Genomic DNA, 19,788 nt, shown 5'->3' on the forward strand with positions numbered 1-19,788 from the left:
ACAGCGGTTCGGACACGGTCGAGGGGCGGGGTGAGCGGTGTCGCTCACCCCGCCCCATGTCAGGAGAATGTGTCGGAGGTACGTGTTAGCGTCCCCGGACAACTGAAGGGCGTCGGAACGCGTCCTGTAAGGCGTACGGGGCCGCCGGAGGACGGGGAGAGCCGTAGTGACCACCGCGGAGCCGAGACCCGGCCGCGAGGCGGACAGCAGCACCGGAAAGATCGCGGACGGCGGCAGCGCCGCTCCGCGCGTCCTGGTGCCCTCGCCCCGTGCGCCGGAGCCGCCGTCCGCCCCCGAGCCGCAGGCCGCTCCTGAGCCGTCCACCACCCCGGCCCGGCGGCTGCTGCGCCACCCCGTCACGATCGCCACGGCGGCCGCGGCCGTCACCCACGTCCTGTGGTTCCTCTTCTTCGCCAACAGCGGCGGCGACATCGCGGCGCAGGACGCCTGGGCCGAGTTCGTGGGCCGGCACCCGGGCACGGCGTACAACCTGGCCTGGTACGGGGGCATGCACCCCGTCTCGTACAGCGTGGTCTCGCCGTATCTGATGTCGGTACTCGGCGTCCGCTCCACGATGATGATCGTCGGCACGGTCTCGGCGGCGCTGACCGCGCTGATCCTGGTCCGGGTGCGGGCCGTGCGCAATCCGCTGGCCTGCTCGCTCGCCGGGGTCTTCGCCTACCTGTGCAACGCGCTGTCGGGGCGGGTGACGTTCGGGCTCGGCATGATGTTCGCCGTCGGTGCCGTCGCCGCCGTCTTCTGCTGGCCCCACCGCTGGCGGTACAAGCGGTGGGCCAAGGCGGCCGTCGCCGCCCCGCTCGCCGGTCTCGCGACCGCCTCCAGCCCGGTCGCCGGGCTCTTCCTCGGGGTGGTCGCGGCCGCGCTCTTCCTCCACAAGCGGCGCCCCGGCGCGTACGCGATCGGGCTCGCGCCGGTCGCCGTGGTGGCGCTGTCCTCGCTCCTCTTCCCGTTCTCCGGGACGCAGCCGATGTCCTTGGGGACGGTGTCGCTGCCGTTCCTCTTCTCGGTGCTGGTCTTCGTCCTCGTACCGCGCGACTGGTCCACCGTCCGCACGGCCGCCGCGGTCTACGGCTTCGGCACGGTGCTCACGTACTTCGTCGACTCGCAGATCGGGTCGAACGTGACCCGTATGGCGATGCTGTTCGCCGGGATCGTGCTGCTCGCCGCCCTGCCGTACACGGTGCCGCGCAGCCGCCGCTGGTACGCGCTGGTGCTGGCGTTCGCCGGGCTCAACTTCTGGATCGGCTTCAAGGGCGTCGACGACATCGTCCGCACCACGCCCGACGCCTCCTGGGCCCGTTCGCTGGCCCCCCTGGTCAACCAGCTCCAGCAGGTCGGGGCGGAGCGGGGCCGGGTCGAGGTGGTCCCCGCGAGCAGCCACCGGGAGGCCTCGGCGCTGGCCACGTACAACCTGGCGCGCGGCTGGAACCGGCAGGCCGACATGAAGCGCAACCCGCTCTTCTACGACGACACCCTGGACGCGGTCAACTACCGGCAGTGGCTGGACCGCTGGGCGGTGCACTACGTGGTGCTGCCCACCGGCCGGCCGGACAACGGGGCCCAGCGGGAGACGGAGCTGGTCGGGCAGGGGCTCTCCTACCTCCGCGAGATCTGGAGCGACGAGAACTGGAAGCTCTACCGGGTCCTGGAGCCGACCCCGCTCGCCGATCCGCCCGCGACGGTGGAGAAGGCGGGGGCGAACGAGCTGACGATCCGGGTCGAGTCGGCGGGCCGGGTGCTGATCCGGATCCCGCACTCGCGCTGGCTCGCGGTCGTCGACGAGCAGGGCAAGGGGGTGGAGCGGCCCCAGGAGACCGAGGAGTCCAAGCTGCGGACGCAGGAGGACGAGACGGCCCCCAAGACCTTCGACAACCTCCACGGCTGCCTGAACAAGATCGTGGACGAGGGCCCGTACGGCGACGAGTGGACCGAACTGCTCGCGCCGAAGCCGGGGGTGTACCGGCTGGCGGCGCCGTACCAGTTGCAGCCGGGGACACCGTGTCCGGAAGAGCTCAGCTGAGCTGAACAGGGCTCTTGTGCAAGGTCGTTGCGGAATCGACGGCTGTACGGGGCCCCGCACCAGGCCTTGAACCGATCGCTGTACGGGCCATCGTTCAGGAGCCCTCCCTCTGGGGCCGCCGCCCTGGCAAGGTGTCCTGTCATGAGGTGCCAACACTGCGGTGGTCAACGCGGCGCGCTGCCGGGGATGGTCTGCCCCGGCTGCGGATCGGCCCGTTCCCGGATGGCGGCCGGCGAGAGTTCCTGGGTCGCGCAGGAGACCCTGACGGGCCGCGTCTCGACCCTGCCCCGACGACGTAAAGCCTTGCTGGCGGCGGGAGTCGTGGTGGCCGCCGGGGGGCTGGCGACGGTGGCCGCGCTGCTCCTGTCGGGCGGCGGGAGCGTGGGCGGCGGCACGAGCCGTACGGACGCGGCGGGCCGGGCGGGCGCCCTGCCGGAGCCGCCGGACCGGATCGGGGGCGGGGCTCCGACCCGTATCGGCCCGGGGGAGGACGCCCCGTCCGCGCCCTCGTCGGAAGAGCAGCCGGAGGAACCGTCCGAGGAGCCGCCCGAGCAGCCGTCCGAGCAGCCGTCCGAGGATGCACCGGGCGTGCCGGAGGCCCCGGATCCTTCCGTCGAGGAGGGCCGCCGCTTCACGCAGTGGGCGGGCCCGGGCTGCACGGCGGGGGAGTACCGGGAGTACGGCCGCTTCGAGCGGGGGGAGGCGGGCTGGTACGCGGTCGCCTCGGGCGGCTTCACCGGCGGCGGCTGCGACGGCCGGTTCAGCGCCGTCCCGATGTCGGGCAGCCCCACCGAGGACCGCGGCTCCACCGCCACCTGGTCCTGGCACCTCGGCGATGGCTTCCGCAGTTGCGCGCTGACGGTGTTCGTGCCGGAGGGGCGCGCCCGCGACGTGGCGGGCGACCCGACCGTGTACCGGGTGCTCTCCGACCCGGCCGACGCGCACTCCGCGTACACCGGGTTCGCGGTGCGCCAGACACAGCACCGGGGGAGCGCGGTCGAGGTGGGCACCTACCCGGTGAAGGGCGACGCCTTCGCGGTGCTGCTCATCGACCGGGGCCGGGACTGGGGCGCGTCGGAACGGGTGGGGGCGCACCACGCGGCGGCGCAGATGAGGGTGGTGTGCCGCTGAGGGGTGCGGATTGCCCGTACCGGACGCAGGTCAGGGGGCGTCCTCGTACGGTCCGCCCCGGAAGTACAGCGCTCCGGAGGAGCGCGCACGGTCACCGCGCTCGTGCGCGGCGTCGGAGCGGTCGGCGGGCGCGGACCGCCCGGCCAGGCCGCGCAGTGTCTCCAGGCCGGTCAGGACCTCCGACCGGTTGCGGGACGCCTTCATCCACCGGGGCAGCCGGGGGAACATCGCCAAGGTGGAGCCGCCGCCTCCCCGTTCGCGCAGCGTGGCGCGGATGTAGGCCGACAGGTGGTCGACGTGCTCCTCGTTGTAGGCCCACAGAACGCGGCCGGTGCATCGGGTCTGCAACCACAGGGGCCGACGGAAGAACGGATCCTCGGTGCCGCCCAGCCTGGCCCCGACGAGCCCGGTTCCCCGCATCCCCGCCTGCCACTTCGCGATGGCGCCGCACCGTCCGCAGGCCAGACGGCGCGGCATGAACAACAGCTCGCTGAAGTAACGGACTTCGGGGAGCCCAGGGCGTGGAACGACCTGCGCGCGTCCCCCGCACCGGGGGCAGACCACCAGCACCAGCCCGGAGTGCTGGGCCAGCCAGCGCCCCGCGTCGACGTGCCGGACCGGGGAGGTGGCCGGTGCCTCGCCCGGTACGGAGGGCGGGTCGGCGGTCAGGTCGGCGTTCATGCGGGACACTTTCGCAGGTCGGGAGTGCTGGACCGCCGACGGGGCACAGGACCGGAATGACCTTGTCCCGCTGCGGAACCGCCTGGTTCACTCACCCGATGCCCCCCGACTCCGCGCCCCTCGACTCCACGCCTTCCGACCTCGCCACCCTCGACTCCGCGCCTCGGGACTCCGCGCCCCTCGACTCCGCGCCTTCCGACCTCGCCACCCTCGACTCCGCGCCTCGGGACTCCGCGCCCCTCGACTCCGTCCCCCTCGACTCCGTCCCCCTGGACTCCGCGACCCTCGTACGCACGTTGATCGCCGCCCAGTTCCCGCACTGGGCGGACCTCCCGGTGGAGGCGGTCGACGCGAGCGGGACGGCGAACGCGGTCTTCCGCCTGGGCGACGACAAGGCCGTACGGCTGCCGCGTACGGAGAGCAGCGCGGCGGACGTGGCGACGGAGCACCTCTGGCTGCCCCGGCTGGCCGCGCAACTGCCCGTACCCGTCCCGGCGCCGCTGGCTCAGGGGGAGCCGGCCGAGGGCTTCCCCTGGGCCTGGTCGGTGTGTACGTGGCTGGAGGGGACCAACCCGCTGCCCGGTGACGGCACCTGGGCGCCGGAGCTCTTCGCCGCCGACCTGGCGGAGTTCGTCCTCGCGCTGCGCCGCGTCGACCCCACGGACGGCCCGCCGGCCTACCGGAGCGAACCCCTGGCCTCCCGGGACGCGGAGACACGCAAGGTGATCGCCGAGCTGGACGGCGTCCTCGACGCCGGGGCGGCCACCGCCGCCTGGGAGAAGGCGCTGACCGCCCCGGCGTTCACGGGCGCGCCCGTGTGGGTGCACGGGGACCTCCAGCCGGGCAACGTGCTGGTCGCGGACGGCCGCCTCACGGGAGTGATCGACTTCGCCTGCATGGGCCTGGCCGACCCGGCCGTCGACCTGATCGCCGCCTGGTACCTGCTGCCGGCCGGGGCCAGGGAGGCGTTCCGTACGGCGGTCGGGGCCGACGACGCGGACTGGGAGCGGGGGCGTGGCTGGGCGCTGTCCATCGCGGTGATGGAGCTCGCCGCCTACCGGGAGTCGAACCCGGTGATGGCGCGCAACGCGTGGTGGGTGATCGGGGAGCTCCTGGCCGGGTGACCGGCCAGGGGGTGGGCGAAGGAGGAGCTGGCCCCCCTGCGAAGTGGGGTGCCAGCCGTAGTGAGTGCGAACGCCCGCACTTCTAGCGTTTGTTGAGTGAGATACGCAGAGAAGATCACCCACAGCCCGGCCGCCCGCAGCGCCGCCGCCGCAGGCCTCGCCCTCGCCGTAGGCCTCACCGCGACACCGGCGTTGGCCGCGCCCGCGCCCGCGTCACCGGCCCTGGCGACATCCGCGACGAGAACGGCCGGTACAGCGGCGCACGGCGGCCTCGACCGCTACTACGACCAACGACTGTCCTGGGGCACGTGCGCCCGGTCCCCCGACGACACGACGGGCAGGGACCTGGACGCGGCGGGCGTGCGGTGCGCGAACGTCACGGTCCCGCGGGACTACGCCGCTCCCCGGGGCCGCACGATCACGGTCGCGGTGTCCCGGCTGAAGGCCACCGACACCCGCCACCGCATCGGCGCGATCCTCCTCAACAACGGCGGCCCCGGCGGCACGGCGGTGGAGTCCCCACCGGTGATCCGCAAGGCGATGAATAAGGTCGGCGCCCGCTACGACATCGTCGGCTTCGACCCGCGCTTCGTCGGCCGCAGCACCCCGCTGGACTGCGACTGGCCCGTCAGCTTCCCCTGGTTCTCGGCCGGGGCGGGCCGCGCGGGCTTCGACCGCCATGTGGCCCTGAGCAAGAGCCTGGCCGCCAAGTGCCGCGCCACCGACGCCTCGGTCCTCCCGCACGTCACCACACGCAACACCGCCCGCGACATGGACGTGATCCGGGGCGCGCTGGGCGAGCGGAAGATCTCCTACCTGGGCTACTCGTACGGTACGTATCTGGGCACGGTCTACACGCAGATGTTCCCCGGACGCTACGACCGGGTGGTCCTGGACGGAGCGATCGACCCGCGTGCCTACGGCCCCCGGCTGCTGAAGGACGCGGTACGGGAGAACGAGCAGGCACTGGCCGCCTGGGCCGCCTGGGCGGCCGGCCGTCACACGACGTACAGCCTGGGCCGCACCCGTACGGCCGTGCTGGCCACCATCGACCGCGTGATGGCGCAGGCGGCGCGCGGCCCCCTGACGGTCGGCACGGCGCCGGACACCTTCCGGCTCGACGACACCCACATACCGACGCTCCTCTTCATGGGCGTCGCGGACGACACCGGCGCGTCCCGGGCCGCCCTGGCCGAGCAGGTCTCCGTACTGTCCAAGGCGGCGAAGGGCCAACAGTCGTCACTCTCCCCGGAGTTCACGGAGCAACTCCGCTTCGCGCTGACCGGCGAGGGCTCGGCTTCCGGCAGTGTCCAGATGGCGATCCTCTGCGGCGACGCACCGGCCCCACGCAACCCCGAGCTCTACTGGCGCGACATCGAACGCACCCGCGCCGCCCACCCCCTGTTCGGCCCGCTCACCGAGAACATCGGCCCGTGCGCGTTCTGGAACGCCCCACGCGAGCAACCCACCCGCATCCGCCACGACGCCCCGTCCCTGATAGTCGCCGCCACCGGCGACCCCCGCACCACCTACCGAGGCAGCGTGGCCCTCCACGACCAGCTCCCCAGCTCCAAGCTCCTCACCCTCAAGGGCGCCAACCGGCACGCGCTGTACGGGGAGTACGGGAACGCGTGCGTGGACAGGAAGGTCAACCGGTACCTGGAGACGGGCAGGCTGCCCGGGAAGGACGAGGTCTGCGTGAAGTAGTCAACCGGTAGCAGGGGGCGGCTGCCGGCCGCTTCCCTGCTGGGGCCGAAGGCGGGGCCGTATGCCATCGGGTGAAGAAGAGGAGCTATCGTCTGCACATCACTCACATATATGGGTGGATCTGTGAAGGCGTATGGGGGTGAGTCGTCGATGGCCAAGAGGATCGAAGAACTCGAAGTCGAGGTCGACGAGCTGGCTCTGTCTCTTGTGGGATGGCAGGTCGAGGGCGTGCGGGCGCGACTGGTCACGGACAGTTTCGACGGTACGCACTTCCAGGAGGTCGTCGTATCGGGTACGGCACGGTTCCTGCGGGAGGACTGGTCCGACCGCTTCTCAGGCGGCGAGGACGACAACTACCCGCCCACCCTTCTGCTGGGGCTGAGCCCGGTGGACCGGCCTGAGCTGGTCAGCTATGAGCATGCCTTGCTGGAGAGGATCAAGAAGGTCGCCAAGCGACCGGTGCGGTTCTCCAGGACCAGCCGCTCCTGGGAGTGTTCCAAACGCGTCAAGCCCGAGACGATCAGTTTGCAGGTGACCTCGTTCGACCTCAGCGAGACCGACCTCGGACTCGTCTGGCCCGAGGCGAAGGTGAAACCGCTGCCCGTCGAGCTGATCGATGAGACTGCTCGTGAGGGCGTGCGGCTGAAGTCCACCGCCTGCGGCGCCGCGATCGTCGGTAAGAAGCATGAGGGGGCGTTGCAGGTGCGTCTCGGCGGGTTCGCCGAGTTCGGATCTGCCACGGAGCTGTTGGCCGACCTCGTGGCTGTGGAGCCATGGCGGAGCGAGGGTGGCGACGGCGAGGGCGATGTCGAGGCGGAGGCCCCGTTCGAGGCCCCCGTGCCCGGGATCGTGGTCGAGGTGCTGGATGGAACCGACTTCCTGCTTGATCAGCGGGAGGTGTCGTTGTACGGGAGGGTTCCGGTGGGGGAGGGGGCCACGCTGCCGTCGCGGCAGCCGCGCTGGGTGGCCCAATGCTCGTTCGACCTTGACGACCTGGCTGGCGAGCCGACCCGTGTCGTGGTGCGAGTGCTGGATGCGGAGGACCTGTGACCGACCTGATCGCGTCCGTGGCCGCCCTGCAAGGCACGCTCGTCCGCGAGCATGTGCAGGCGCCAGGTCTCTTCCGGGAGATCTCGCGGATGGAGGAGCTGCTCGCGGACACCTACCGAGACCGGGTGCCGTACGAACTGCTCCAGAATTCCGACGATGCGGGCTCAACCTCCGTGGTCGTCGAGAAGCTGGGGGAGGGCCGGTTCCGTTGGAGCAACGATGGCCGGCCTTTGGAGGCGGCAGACGTGGAGGCGCTGTGTCGCAGTGCCAGCTCCACCAAGACGCGTGGGAGTGACTCGATCGGATACCGGGGCATCGGTTTCAAATCGCTCGCAGCGATTGCCTCCCGGATCGAAGTCCGCTCGGCCGGCGTGCGCTTCGCGTTCGACAGGACGTCCGCCGCGGCGCTGCTCGGGGAGTCGACGGAGAAGGCGGTGCCGTTGATCCGTATACCGGCCGACGTGCACGCCGATGCGCCCGCCGACGGCGTGTCCTTCACCGTCACGTGCCGTCCGGACGCCACCGGAGCACCCGGATCGGTCGACCCGCTCAGCGCGCTGTTCCTGCGGAATGTGACACGGATCCGTACGACAGCCGGGACCGCACGTCAGGACATCGTCGTCGAACGAGCCACCTCGCGGGTCGTGCTGCGCTTCGGCGAGGACGAGGCGGCCTTTTCACTCCTCCGGAACGGGGCGGCGACCGTGGCCGTGCCGCTCGACGCACGGGCTCTCGCCATGACCGGCGTACGCGGTCGCCTGGCGTGCTTCCTGCCGCTCCAGGACGAAGTGGGGCTGCCCGTCATCATCTCGGGCGACTTCCTCACCGACCCTTCCCGTACTCATGCGGTGACGGCGCACGGGTCGACCCGTGAGGTTCTCGCCGACGCGGCCCGGGCGATTGCGGAGCGGCTGCGCTCGCCCGGGGATCCAACGTCCGAGCGGTTGTGGCGGCTGGTCCTGGACGGCGAGGACCTGCGGAGCGTGATGGTCTCGGCCACTGCCTCTGCGGGCAAGCTGCTCGTGTCGTCGCTGAGGGAGGAGATGACGGCCCGACGACCGTCGTTCGCTCACTCCCCGCTCCCGCTGGAGCCGCAGGACGTGGCTGTCATCTTCCGCGGCGGTGCCCCTGCTGCTCTGTACGAGCCGCGCCACCAGACCGCCGCACGGGCGCTGAAAACCGTACTGGGACTGCGCACCATCGACTTGGCCGCAGCCTTGGCGGACGTGAGCCCCGAGGCGCTGTCCGACGCGTTGCGCGCGCGACTTGGCGAGCATTTCAAGGGCGTCGCGCGTACACAGGGTCGGAAGCTCACCAGTACCGAGAGCCGGCTCGTGCCCGAGACCGCTCCGCAGAACCAGGCATCCGCAGTCCCGGACCCGGCCGAGGGAATCCGTATGAGGAAGGCGGATCCCCGGTCCGACAGCTCTCTGGCGTCGGTCCTGAAGCGGTGGAGAGTGGCAGAGCTCGCGGCGAAGGAGTACCTCAATCAGCTCGGCTGGACGCTGCGGGATGTCAGCGGGCAGAACGTCGGGTACGACCTGGAGGGAACGGATCCACTGGGCAAGCCCGTAAGGATCGAGGTCAAAAAGGTGGACCGGCCTGACGCGCGGTTCGCCATGACGAACAACGAGATGTCTCTCATGTTGATAGAGCCAGGCGGTTATCTGCTTGCCATTGTGGTCGGAGACGGCCGCCATGCCCAGCTGATGTTGTTGGATCCATCGAGGGACGACCTTCCCAAAGAGCGTGTCTGCCGCCGCTGGGACTGGGAGTTCACCGACTGGTCACGGTTTGCCGACAGAGTCGCCGGCGCGTGATGTCTCCGAGGGGGGAAGTGTGCCATCACACATCGTGCCCCCTGAGCGGTGTCGCGCAGCTGAGCCCCTATAGCGACCCTGTGGTCTTGATCCTCCGATGAGGCAACCCGCGATAGACCACCCACAGGCTGATGAGCAGCAGGAGGGCTCCGCCTATGGGCCAGGCTGTGGATGCACCGTCGAGGTAGTCCCTGATGCCGATCGAAAAGAGCAGGGAGGACGGGATCAACCCCGCCCAGTCGAGTGCTCTGCTCAACTTCCTCGGAAACAAAGGCTCGTTCACAGTCAGATCCTGTCAGGCGCCGTCGCCTTCCACCACCCGCGAGCGCACCCGGCTGTGCAGAGCGCGGGGAACCCGCGATTTCAGGGGTGATCGAGTCGGAGGGCAGCAGCCCGGGGACGCGTAACACGCAGAAGTTCGTCGGTTTCGGGCGGCCAAGGGCTCGGCGAAGGGGGTACGCGCCGCTCGGCGCTGGCCCACGCGAACGGCCCCGGACGAGAAGTCCGAGGCCGACCAGGAGCTCTCCCCGGGGGATAAACCCCAGGTCGGAGATGTGACGCGTTGTGCCCCCGGCAGGATTCGAACCTGCGACACCCGCTTTAGGAGAGCGGTGCTCTATCCCCTGAGCTACGAAGGCGGGGCCGGACGTGCTGATGTCCGGCCATGGACAGCGTAGCGGATCTGTGACGGTGTAGGGGTGGGGCGCCCCAGCCCTGCCCCCAGGCGCGGTCCGAGCTGCGGTTTCTCTCCGTAGGCGGGCAGGATCACAGGTGGCCGTCGGCCCCCCCCGTGGCCCCCGCCGCCTTGGCGCCCCCCGGCCGCCCGCATAACGTCACTCCCACCGAGCCAGCGCGAGAAAGGCCGCAGCCCGTGCCGCACACCGACCCGCCCCCGACCGGGCCCCAGGACGCCGAGCGCGCCGAACGGATCCACGCGCTCCTCACCGGCCCCGGCGCTCCCTTCGCCGTGGTGCGGGGTGAGCAGGGGGTGCTGGAGTACGCCGACGGGCCGCGTACGCTCCGGGAGTTCGTCGAGACGGCCTGGGCCTACGGGGACGCGCCGTTCCTGGTCGCCGGTGAACGCCGTTACTCGTACGGGGAGTTCTTCGCCGCCGCGTCCGCCCTGGCTGTCCGGCTGAGTGAGCGGTACGGGCTGCGCCCCGGGGACCGGGCCGTCGTCGCGATGCGGAACCAGCCCGAGTGGCAGATCGCCTTCTGGGCCGTCCAGCTCGCCGGGCTCATCGCCGTACCGCTCAACTCCTGGTGGACCGAGGGCGAGTTCGCTCACGCCCTCGACGACTGCGAGCCCGGGGTGCTGCTCGTCGACGGTGAGCGGCTGGAGCGGGTCGCGGCGTGGGCGCGGCGGGCCGGGGCGCGGGTGGTTCTGTTCCCCGGCCCGCCGAGGGAGGGGCCGCTTCCGGACGGCGTACGCGTCGAGCGGTACGAGGACCTTCCCGCGCCCGACCCCCTGGCCGCGCCCCCGGACGTGGAGCCCCGGCCCGAGGACGACGCCACGATCCTCTACACCTCGGGCACCACCGGCCGGCCCAAGGGGGCGGTGGCCACGCATCTCGCCCAGGCCGGGGCCGCGCTCAACCCCCGCTACCAGGCGGCCGCCGCCGCGCTGGGGAGGGGGGCTGTCCCGGGGATGGGGCCGGCGCCGGTCTCCCTGATGACGTTCCCGTTCTTCCACGTCGCCGCGTTCACCAGCTTCTACGGGGTGATCGCGGCGGGCGGCACCCTCGTCCTGATGGACCGGTGGGACGCGGACGAGGCCCTCCGGCTCATCCGCGCCCACGGCGTCACGCACTTCGCGGGGGTGCCGACGACCGCCCTCCAACTGCTGGACGCCGCCGAGCGTACGGGGGACGAACTGGCGGGCCTGACCCTGTTCAGCACCGGTGGCGCAGCGGCCCCGCCCGCCTTGGTCGCCCGCCTCACCGCCCGGTACGGGGAGCGCGTCGAGCCCCGTAACGGCTACGGCCTCACCGAGACCAGCGGCGGCGTCCTCGCCAACATCGGCGCCGAGTACCGGGCCCACCCCGGCGCCGTCGGCCGCCCGACCCCCGTGACCGAGACGCGGATCGCGGACCCGGCGGGCGAGGTGCCCGAGGGGGAGGTGCCCGAGGGGGAGGTGGGGGAGCTGTGGCTGCGCGGGCAGTCGCTGTTCCGCGGCTACTGGCGCGACCCGGCGGCGACCGAGGCGGCGTTCCGGGGCGGCTGGTTCCGTACGGGAGACCTCGCCGTGCGGAGTGAGGGGCGCATCGCGGTCGTCGACCGGATCACGGACATGGTCGTCCGGGGCGGCGAGAACGTGTACTGCGCCGAGGTCGAGGGCGCCCTGCACGACCACCCCGACGTGCGGGACGCCGCCGTCCTCGGCGTCCCGCACCCGGAGCTGGGGGAGGAGGTCGTCGCCGTCGTCCGGATGCGTACCGGGGCCTCGGCCACCACCGCCGACGGCCTGCGCGAGCACGTCGGCCGGTCCCTCGCGCGGTTCAAGGTGCCGGCCCGGGTGCTGCTCACCGACGAGCCGCTCCCGCGCAACGCCACCGGGAAGGTCCTCAAGCACGAGCTCCGGGACCGGTTTACCGCCGCCGACGATCAGGACCCCGCGCGCGATCAGAGCTGCGCGAGCTATCGGAGCCCCGCGAGCCATCAGGACCCCGCCCGCGATGTCGGCCCCGCGCCGCTCAGGGCCGAGTGATCCGCACCCGGTAGTTGCCGTCTCCGTCCTCGTCCAGCACGGATATCCGTACGCCGTTGGCGCGGTCCGTGAACGTCTGGCCGGGGCGGAACGGCGCGTCCGAGAGTTCCGCGTGCACGTTGGGGCGCCGGGTGCAGCCGCCGCTGTCCTGGGTGGCGTCGGCGACGGAGACCGGGCCCTGGCCGGTGTCCACGTCGGAGCTGACCTTGTAGATCAGCACCCCGGGCCGGCAGACCGCCTCGTCGTTGCCCGCCGCCGTACGGACCTCCACCGCGTAGCCGGACTGGGCACTGAGCGGGACGAAGGCGAGCTTGGTGCCGCCCGCCGTGGCCAGCGGGCCGAGCGTGTGTTCGCTGATGCCGGGCCGGGAAGCGCAACTGATCTGCTCGTTGTCGAGCCAGCCGAGCTTCCACTTGTGCCAGCCCAGGAAGTCGTTGTTGGCGCCCCAGTCCTCGGACATGATGTCCCAGTGCCCCACCGAGCCGCCGCCCTCCATCGTGTAGAGGTCGGGCAGGCCGAAGACATGGCCGTTCTCGTGCGGCAGGACGCGGTAGCCCGTCTGTGCGTACGACCCCGAGCCGTCGTCCTGGCGGCTGTAGACGAACGACGTGTTGGCGAGCGGTACGCCGTCGGCGGTCGGGGCGTCGTCGTTGCCGGAGAAGGTCACGGAGAGCACGGTGTCCAGGGCGGAGGGGCCCGCGTTCGGGGTGACGAGGACGTTGACCAGGTCGTACGCCGAGAAGTCCACCAGCGGGTCCGCTGTCGCGACGAGGTCCTCGACGAGTTGCCGGTAGCCCGGTTCGAACGGTGAGCCGCGCTCTATCCCGTACTCCGCGAACGGCATCGGCATCCGCAGCCACTCCTTGACGGGGGCCTCGGGGCGGTAGTCGAGGCGGCCGTAGGAGCTGGTCGTGAACCAGTCGGAGGTCTGCGGGAAGAACTCCGCGAACCGGTCCGCCGCCGGTTCCGTGCCCTCCGCGTCCGGGAAGTCGATCATCAGGTTGAGCGACCTGATCTCGCCGGTGGAGCGGGCGTAGCCGGGCGGGGTGGGCATGCCCAGCGACATCTGGACGCCCATGGTCGTGGCGATCCGGCAGGGGGCGACAGCGGAGTCCTCGGCGGTGGCCGCCGGGCCGGCCGTGGCCTTCCCGGCCCCGGGGAGCGTGGTGCTCGCCGTCGCCATGGCGGCTATGACCAGGGCGGTCGCTCCGGCCAGGGCGGCGGGGCGGCGGTGACTGCGTATCCGGTGGCGGGGCTGCTGCATAGAGGCGCCTTCGGGTCCGCGGCAGTCGGCCGACCCTGACTGCGCTCTGGCGATCAGCCTGTGCCGGGCGGTCGGGGGGCGCTCGCTGGGGTGCGCCGATCGGAGGGTTTTCGCCGCCAGGTGGTGTGACTCAGGTCACATGGGGAGGGGGAAATAAGCGGGGAGGGTATCCCCGTTTGCATCCGTGTCCCCCTGAAGCGGGGATCTGGTCCCCGGTTACGGGCGGGGGTCACTCAGCTACAGATCGTCCAGCCGCGCCACGGACGGTCATCGTCCGATCAGAGAACGGGAAGGGCCGCAGCCGTGGAGACCGTCGCCGACACCACCGCACCGGAAGCTCAGCGTCGTACGCCCCGACCGAGGGCCGACGCGCTGCGCAACCGCGAGCGGATCGTCACGGCCGCCCGTGAGCTGTTCGTCGAGTTCGGGCCGGATGTGCCGCTCGACGACGTCGCACGGCGGGCGGGCGTCGGGAACGCCACGCTCTACCGGAACTTCCCCGACCGCGCCGCCCTGACCCATGAGGTCGTGCTCGCGGTCACGTCCCGCACCACCGCGAGGGCCGAAGAGGCCACCGCGGCGGAGGCCGACCCGTTCGCCGCGCTCAGCCGGTTCGTGCACGCGGCCGCCGACGAACGGATCGGCGCCCTGTGCCCGATGCTCTCCGGCGTCTTCGACCGGGACCACCCCGACCTGCTGGCCGAGCGCGACCGCCTCGAAGCGGCTGTCGAGGGGCTCGTGTCGCGCGCCATGTCCGCGGGGCGGCTGCGTACCGACATCGCCGTCGGTGACGTGCTCGTCGCCCTCTCCCAGCTCACCCGGCCGCTGCCCGGCATCGTCTGCCTGGACATCGACCGCTTCACCCACCGCCATCTGCAGCTTTTCCTGGACGGACTGGAAGCCCCGGCCCGTTCCGTACTGCCCGGATCGGCGGCAACCCTGGAGAACCTGAGGCGCGGCGACTGATGCCTGCGCTGTCCCGGGCTCCGACCCCGGCCCCGGCTCCGGCTTCAGCTCCGGCCGTTGCCGCTGCCCCTGCCCCTGCCCTTGCTCCTGCCCCTGTCCCGTAAATCAACGTCCTTTTACGTTCACGCACTTACGAACTCCATCACGCGTACGCCAGCACGTACCGGCGACTGACCTCGCGACGTCCTCGGCGCCCTCACATGCCCCTAGGTGGCTACTCCCATGGCAAAAACCGCAAAGACCGCAAAGACCGCTGACACCCCGCTGTCGAGAATCGCCGGCACCGGGCTTCCCGATCCCAGCCGCTGGAAGGCACTGGCCTTCATCGCGCTCGCCCAGCTGATGGTCGTGCTCGACGCGACCATCGTGAACATCGCCCTGCCCTCCGCCCAGACCGACCTCGGCATCTCCGAGGGCAACAAGCAGTGGGTCATCACCGCCTACGCGCTCGCCTTCGGTGGTCTGCTCCTCTTCGGCGGCCGGATAGCCGACCTCTGGGGGCGCAAGCGCACCTTCGTCGTCGGGCTGATCGGTTTCGCCCTGGCTTCCGCGCTCGGCGGAGCCGCCCAGAACGAGGCGATGATGTTCGGCTCCCGGGCCCTGCAAGGTGTCTTCGGCGCCCTGCTCGCCCCGGCGGCCCTCTCCCTGCTCGCCGTGATGTTCACCGACGCCAAGGAGCGCGCCAAGGCCTTCGGTATCTACGGGGCCATCGCCGGTGGCGGTGGCGCGGTCGGGCTGATCCTCGGTGGCTTCCTCACCGAGTACCTGAACTGGCGCTGGACGTTCTTCGTCAACATCCCGTTCGCCGTCGTCGCCGCCGCGGGCGCGTACTTCGTCATCCGCGAGCCCTCCGGTTCGCGCAACCGCTCGCCGCTGGACATCCCCGGTGTCGTGCTCTCCACGCTCGGCCTGGTCGCCCTGGTCTACGGCTTCACCCGCGCCGAGTCGGCCGGCTGGTCGGACGGTCTGACGATCACCATGTTCATCGCGGCCGCCGCGCTGCTGCTGGCCTTCGTCGTGACCGAGTCGCGCGTGAAGTCGCCGCTGCTGCCGCTGCGCGTGCTGACCGAGCGCAACCGCGGTGGGGTCTACCTCTCGCTGGGGCTCGCCATCATCGCGATGTTCGGGCTGTTCCTCTTCCTGACCTACTACCTGCAGATCGTGAAGGGCTACTCCCCGGTCAAGACCGGCTTCGCCTTCCTCCCGATGATCGCGGGCATGATCACCGGCTCCACCCAGATCGGTACCCGGCTGATGACCCGGGTCCCGCCGCGGCTGCTCATGGGTCCCGGCTTCCTGGTCGCCGCGGTCGGCATGCTGCTCCTCACGCAGCTCGACCTGAACACCAGCTACGCGGCCGTCATCCTGCCCGGCATGCTGCTGCTCGGCCTCGGTATGGGTACGGCGTTCATGCCGGCCATGTCCCTGGCCACGCACGGCATCGAGCCGCGTGACGCGGGGGTCGCCTCCGCGATGGTCAACACCTCGCAGCAGGTCGGCGGCGCCATCGGCACCGCCCTGCTGAACACCATCGCGGCCGGTGCCACCACCGCCTACATCGCCGACAACGCGGCCCGCGCCACGGACCCGAAGCTCCTGGAGCTCCAGGCCATGGTCAGCGGCTTCGCCAGCGCGATCTGGTGGGCGGTCGGGATCCTGGTCCTCGCCTCCGCGATCGCGGTCGTCCTCATCAACACCGGCCGCCCGGGAACGGGTGCGGCCGGCGGTACGGGTGGCGCGTCCGACGGGAACGCCGAGGGCGCCGGGAGCGCCGAGGACGAGTTCCGGATTCCGGTCGTCGCCCACTGACGCCGTCGTCCCCGATCCGAGGTCTTCCTCGGTCGGAGACCTGCCTTGGCCGGAGATCTGCCCTGGCCCCGAGGTCTGCCCTGGTCCGAGATCTCCCCTGGCCCGAGATCTGCCCTGGTCCGAGATCTGCCCTGGTTCCGCCGCTCAGCGGAGCCAGGGCAGGTCCGCGTCGGTACCCTCCGGTTCGAGCCCGGCGGCGAGGACGCGCATGATGTCGCCGAGGCTGTGCACCTGCTCGGGCGTGAGCCGGTCGAACAGCGCCTGCCGTACGGCATCGACATGGCCGGGTGCCGAACGGCCGAGCATCGCGTAGCCCTCGTCGGTGAGCACCGCGTTCTGGCCGCGCTTGTCGGAGGGGCATTCCTCGCGCCGCACCCAGCCGTTCTTCTCCAGCCGGGCGATGGCGTGCGAGAGCCGGGAACGGGTGATCTTCACGTTCCTGGCGAGCTCGGTCATCCGCATCCGGCGCCGGGGCGCCTGGGAGAGCTGGACGAGCAGCCCGTAATAGATGTGGGGCATGCCCGCGTCCCGCTGCAACTGGCGGTCGAGGTGATCCTCCAGCAGCGTGGTGGCATGCAGATAGGCGCGCCAGACGCGCTGCTCATCGTCGGTGAGCCAGCGGGTCGCGCCGGTGGATGCCGTGGATGCCGTGGTCATGTGCTCCACTGTACGACCTTTTCTTGAAAGTTTAACTAGATAGGGCTAAGGTCTCTGGAGGTAGGAACTTGAAGGTTCAATAACTTTGACCGGTGGGATTCCGCAGGACTCCTGAACTCCTGTTTCCGCAGGATTCCCTGTTTCGCAGGACCCCTGTAGAACCATCCCCCGGGATCAGGGATTCATGATCGATGTCCAGTTTCCCGTGGACAGGGAGTGGAGTGTCATGACGGTCACCGCGGAGCGCATGCCCGCTCTCTATCTCTCGCACGGCGCCCCGCCGCTCGCCGACGATCCGGTCTGGCCCGGCCAGCTCGCCGCCTGGTCCGCAACGCTGCCGCGCCCCCGCGCGATCCTGATGGTCTCCGCCCACTGGGAGGAGGCCCCGCTCGCGCTGGGTGCCGTCGAGCCGGTCCCGCTGGTCTACGACTTCTGGGGATTCCCCGAGCACTACTACCGGGTGCGGTACGGCGCCCCCGGAGCCCCGCAGCTCGCCGACAGCGTCCGCAAGCTGCTGCGCGGCGCCGGTACGCCGGTCCAGGACATCCCGGACCGGGGGCTCGACCACGGGGCCTACGTGCCGCTGGTCGAGATGTTCCCGGACGCCGACATCCCCGTACTCCAGATCTCCATGCCGACGCTCGACCCGCAGAAGCTGATGGCCATCGGGCGCAAGCTGGCCCCGCTGCGCGACGAGGGCGTGCTGATCGTCGGCAGCGGCTTCTTCACGCACAACCTGGCCGCGCTGCGGCACACGGGCGGCGGGGTGCCGGGCTGGTCGGCGGAGTTCGACGACTGGGGCGACCGCGCGCTGCGGGCCCAGGACGTCGACGCCCTGCTCGACTTCGAGCACACGTCCCCCGCCGGAAAGCTGGCCCACCCGCGCACCGAGCACTTCGCCCCGCTCTTCGTGACGCTGGGCGCCGCCGAGGAGGAGCTGGACCGGGGGCGGAGCGTCATCGACGGCTTCTGGATGGGGCTGGCCAAGCGCTCGGTGCAGTTCGGCTGAGGGTGTCCGGCCATGTGCGTGTCACCAGGCCGGCGTGTTCAGCTCGATCGCGGCGCGCGCCGTCTTTGGCCCCGAGAGGTGGACGCGTTCCAGGGCCTCGTCGAGCGTGCCGGAGGTGTCCGCAGGGGTGCGCTACGTGCCCGCCCATAGCCTCACGGCAGGGGCAGGGGCAGGGGCAGGGGCAGGGGCAGGGACAGGGGGCAGGGGGGGGGCAGGGGGCAGGGGACGGGGGGCGGTGCGGCGGATCGGGCGAGGTCCCGGGTCGGCCACGGCCGAGGCCTCCTCCTGCGGACCTAGGGGCATGCGGACACCGCGCATCGTGCGCGAGCAACCCCGAGGCGATACGGGTCGTCTTCCGGGGTAGACGCGAGGGCGGGGACGGCCGGGGCGTCTGGAGTGTTCGGGGCGTCCGGAGCATCGAGGGCGTCCGGGGCGCGTCGGAAGGTCCGGGCGGCCTGGCCCGAGGGTGTGGCCTCCTGTGAGCGCGGCCTCACCGAAACGGAGGCGCGGGCTCCTCGCCAGGGGGTGCCGGTACCCCTCGGCGCGTTGCCTGACCTGCGCTTACGTAGGTATCCAAGCCGGGTTTCCGTTGGTCGGGGCCGGACAGGGTACTGGATGATCGCGAAAATGAATGGGCGGCATGGGAATTCTGTCCGGATTCCAGTCGTTGTTTCCATCGGATGCAGGGCACCCGAAAAGGTGTCGCGACCTACTCAGCAAGGGAGCACGCATGGCAACCCGTGCCGTCGCCCGTCGTTCGTCCGCCGCCTCCGGTGGGACCGACCGGGCAAGCAGTGTTCGCGCCGTGGGCGGGGAAGTCGCCGATCGCGACCTGGTCGGCATGTACCTGGACGAGATCGCTCGTACACCGCTGCTCGACGCCGCCAAGGAAGTCGACCTCTCCCAGTCCATCGAGGCGGGCGTCTACGCCCAGCAGATCCTCGACGGAGAGGTGCAGAGCGAGGCCGGTGGCGCGAAGCGTGAGGAGCTTGAGGCGCTGGTCGCCGAGGGCGAGCGCGCCAAGGACATATTCATCCGTTCCAACCTCCGCCTCGTCGTTGCCGTAGCCCGCCGCTACCCGCGCGCGGGGCTGCCCCTGCTCGACCTGATCCAGGAGGGCAACGCGGGCCTGGTGCGCGCGGTCGAGAAGTTCGACTACGCCAAGGGCTTCAAGTTCTCCACGTACGCGACGTGGTGGATCCGGCAGGCCATCACCCGGTCCATAGCCGACCAGTCCCGCACGATCCGGCTCCCCGTCCACCTGGTGGAGGAGCTCGGCCGGATCCGCCGGGTCCAGCGCGAGTTCAACCGGGAGAACGGGCGCGACCCCGAGCACGCGGAGATCGCCGCCGAGCTCGACTCCAACGCCGAGCGCGTGGGCAACGTCCTGGACTGGGCCCGCGACCCGGTCAGCCTCAACATGTCGGTCGACGACAACGGCGACACCCAGTTCGGCGACCTGCTGGAAGACACCTCCGCCGTCTCGCCCGAGCAGTCGGTGATGACCCTCCTGCGCAGCGAGGAGCTGGAGGACCTGATCGGCAAGCTCGACAACAGGACCGCCTCCATCATCAAGATGAGGTACGGCATCGAGGACGGGCGCGAGCGGACGCTGACCGAAGTGGGCAAGCAGCACGGCCTGACACGGGAGCGCATCCGCCAGATAGAGAAGCACGCACTACTCGAATTGAAGCGAATGGCTCACGACACGGGCTTTGACGCTGCGGCGTGAGCCAATAACCCGTAACCTCCCCATCAAGCCGGTTCGCAGCGGCTGACCGACCGGATCATGCCGGTCACCGACCGGTTTTCCCGACCGGTC

General features: G+C 71.0%; 14 protein-coding genes and 1 tRNA gene. 11 read left to right on the forward strand and 4 right to left on the reverse strand.

The features are described from left to right. Nucleotides 1–166: 166 nt before the first annotated feature. Together ACFWRT_RS21540 and ACFWRT_RS21545 are read left to right on the forward strand one after the other, a co-directional pair. The gene (locus ACFWRT_RS21540; protein ID WP_380950292.1) at nucleotides 167–2,041 is read left to right on the forward strand and encodes an MFS transporter; all 1,875 of its coding nucleotides are present in this window, start codon (nucleotides 167–169) and stop codon (nucleotides 2,039–2,041) included. Nucleotides 2,042–2,227: 186 nt separating this feature from the next. Then, the gene (locus ACFWRT_RS21545; RefSeq protein ID WP_380950380.1) at nucleotides 2,228–3,172 is read left to right on the forward strand and encodes an adhesin; all 945 of its coding nucleotides are present in this window, start codon (nucleotides 2,228–2,230) and stop codon (nucleotides 3,170–3,172) included. A 30-nt stretch (nucleotides 3,173–3,202) separates the two neighbouring features. On the opposite strand, the gene ACFWRT_RS21550 is transcribed toward ACFWRT_RS21545, so the two are convergent. Further along, nucleotides 3,203–3,853 (reverse strand): hypothetical protein, encoded by a 651-nt coding sequence (locus tag ACFWRT_RS21550; RefSeq protein ID WP_380950291.1) that lies wholly within the window; start codon nucleotides 3,851–3,853, stop codon nucleotides 3,203–3,205. 98 nt (nucleotides 3,854–3,951) lie between these two features. Between ACFWRT_RS21550 and ACFWRT_RS21555 the strand changes: the two genes are divergently transcribed. The 4 genes from ACFWRT_RS21555 to ACFWRT_RS21570 all read left to right on the forward strand — a co-directional run bounded on the left by ACFWRT_RS21555 (nucleotide 3,952) and on the right by ACFWRT_RS21570 (nucleotide 9,554). After that, nucleotides 3,952–4,977, forward strand: a complete 1,026-nt coding sequence (locus ACFWRT_RS21555) for an aminoglycoside phosphotransferase family protein (RefSeq protein WP_380950290.1) — start codon at nucleotides 3,952–3,954, stop codon at nucleotides 4,975–4,977. 96 nt (nucleotides 4,978–5,073) lie between these two features. After that, nucleotides 5,074–6,684, forward strand: a complete 1,611-nt coding sequence (locus ACFWRT_RS21560; protein WP_380950289.1) for an alpha/beta hydrolase — start codon at nucleotides 5,074–5,076, stop codon at nucleotides 6,682–6,684. 150 nt (nucleotides 6,685–6,834) lie between these two features. Then, on the forward strand, nucleotides 6,835–7,734 hold the full coding sequence (locus ACFWRT_RS21565; RefSeq protein ID WP_380950288.1) for a hypothetical protein: 900 nt from the start codon (nucleotides 6,835–6,837) through the stop codon (nucleotides 7,732–7,734). Continuing rightward, on the forward strand, nucleotides 7,731–9,554 hold the full coding sequence (locus ACFWRT_RS21570) for a sacsin N-terminal ATP-binding-like domain-containing protein (protein ID WP_380950287.1): 1,824 nt from the start codon (nucleotides 7,731–7,733) through the stop codon (nucleotides 9,552–9,554). Before ACFWRT_RS21565 ends, ACFWRT_RS21570 begins: the two co-directional genes overlap by 4 nt. A 565-nt stretch (nucleotides 9,555–10,119) precedes the next feature. Here ACFWRT_RS21570 and ACFWRT_RS21575 read toward each other — a convergent pair. Then, nucleotides 10,120–10,192, reverse strand: a tRNA-Arg gene (locus ACFWRT_RS21575). A 233-nt stretch (nucleotides 10,193–10,425) separates the two neighbouring features. Here ACFWRT_RS21575 and ACFWRT_RS21580 point away from each other — a divergent pair. Next, complete coding sequence (locus ACFWRT_RS21580; protein ID WP_380950286.1) at nucleotides 10,426–12,261, forward strand: class I adenylate-forming enzyme family protein; 1,836 nt, start codon at nucleotides 10,426–10,428, stop codon at nucleotides 12,259–12,261. Here the strand turns inward: ACFWRT_RS21580 and ACFWRT_RS21585 are convergent. Next, nucleotides 12,248–13,525, reverse strand: coding sequence for a M6 family metalloprotease domain-containing protein (locus tag ACFWRT_RS21585; RefSeq protein WP_380950285.1), 1,278 nt, complete (start codon nucleotides 13,523–13,525; stop codon nucleotides 12,248–12,250). The genes ACFWRT_RS21580 and ACFWRT_RS21585 overlap by 14 nt on opposite strands. Nucleotides 13,526–13,828: 303 nt before the next feature. Between ACFWRT_RS21585 and ACFWRT_RS21590 the strand changes: the two genes are divergently transcribed. Together ACFWRT_RS21590 and ACFWRT_RS21595 are read left to right on the forward strand one after the other, a co-directional pair. Further along, the gene (locus ACFWRT_RS21590; protein ID WP_380950284.1) at nucleotides 13,829–14,491 is read left to right on the forward strand and encodes a TetR/AcrR family transcriptional regulator; all 663 of its coding nucleotides are present in this window, start codon (nucleotides 13,829–13,831) and stop codon (nucleotides 14,489–14,491) included. Nucleotides 14,492–14,713: 222 nt separating this feature from the next. Then, complete coding sequence (locus ACFWRT_RS21595; RefSeq protein WP_380950283.1) at nucleotides 14,714–16,300, forward strand: MFS transporter; 1,587 nt, start codon at nucleotides 14,714–14,716, stop codon at nucleotides 16,298–16,300. A gap of 144 nt (nucleotides 16,301–16,444) precedes the next feature. On the opposite strand, the gene ACFWRT_RS21600 is transcribed toward ACFWRT_RS21595, so the two are convergent. After that, nucleotides 16,445–16,957, reverse strand: coding sequence for a MarR family winged helix-turn-helix transcriptional regulator (locus ACFWRT_RS21600; RefSeq protein WP_380950282.1), 513 nt, complete (start codon nucleotides 16,955–16,957; stop codon nucleotides 16,445–16,447). A gap of 226 nt (nucleotides 16,958–17,183) precedes the next feature. Between ACFWRT_RS21600 and ACFWRT_RS21605 the strand changes: the two genes are divergently transcribed. Together ACFWRT_RS21605 and ACFWRT_RS21610 are read left to right on the forward strand one after the other, a co-directional pair. After that, a complete protein-coding gene (locus ACFWRT_RS21605) occupies nucleotides 17,184–17,966 on the forward strand; it encodes a dioxygenase family protein (RefSeq protein WP_030568401.1) in 783 nt (260 codons plus the stop codon). A 730-nt stretch (nucleotides 17,967–18,696) separates the two neighbouring features. Further along, nucleotides 18,697–19,698 (forward strand): sigma-70 family RNA polymerase sigma factor, encoded by a 1,002-nt coding sequence (locus ACFWRT_RS21610; RefSeq protein ID WP_380950281.1) that lies wholly within the window; start codon nucleotides 18,697–18,699, stop codon nucleotides 19,696–19,698. Nucleotides 19,699–19,788 lie beyond the last annotated feature (90 nt).

Origin of the sequence: Streptomyces cyaneofuscatus (assembly GCF_042718795.1) — a bacterium.
Classification (GTDB): Bacteria; Actinomycetota; Actinomycetes; order Streptomycetales; family Streptomycetaceae; genus Streptomyces; species Streptomyces cyaneofuscatus_A.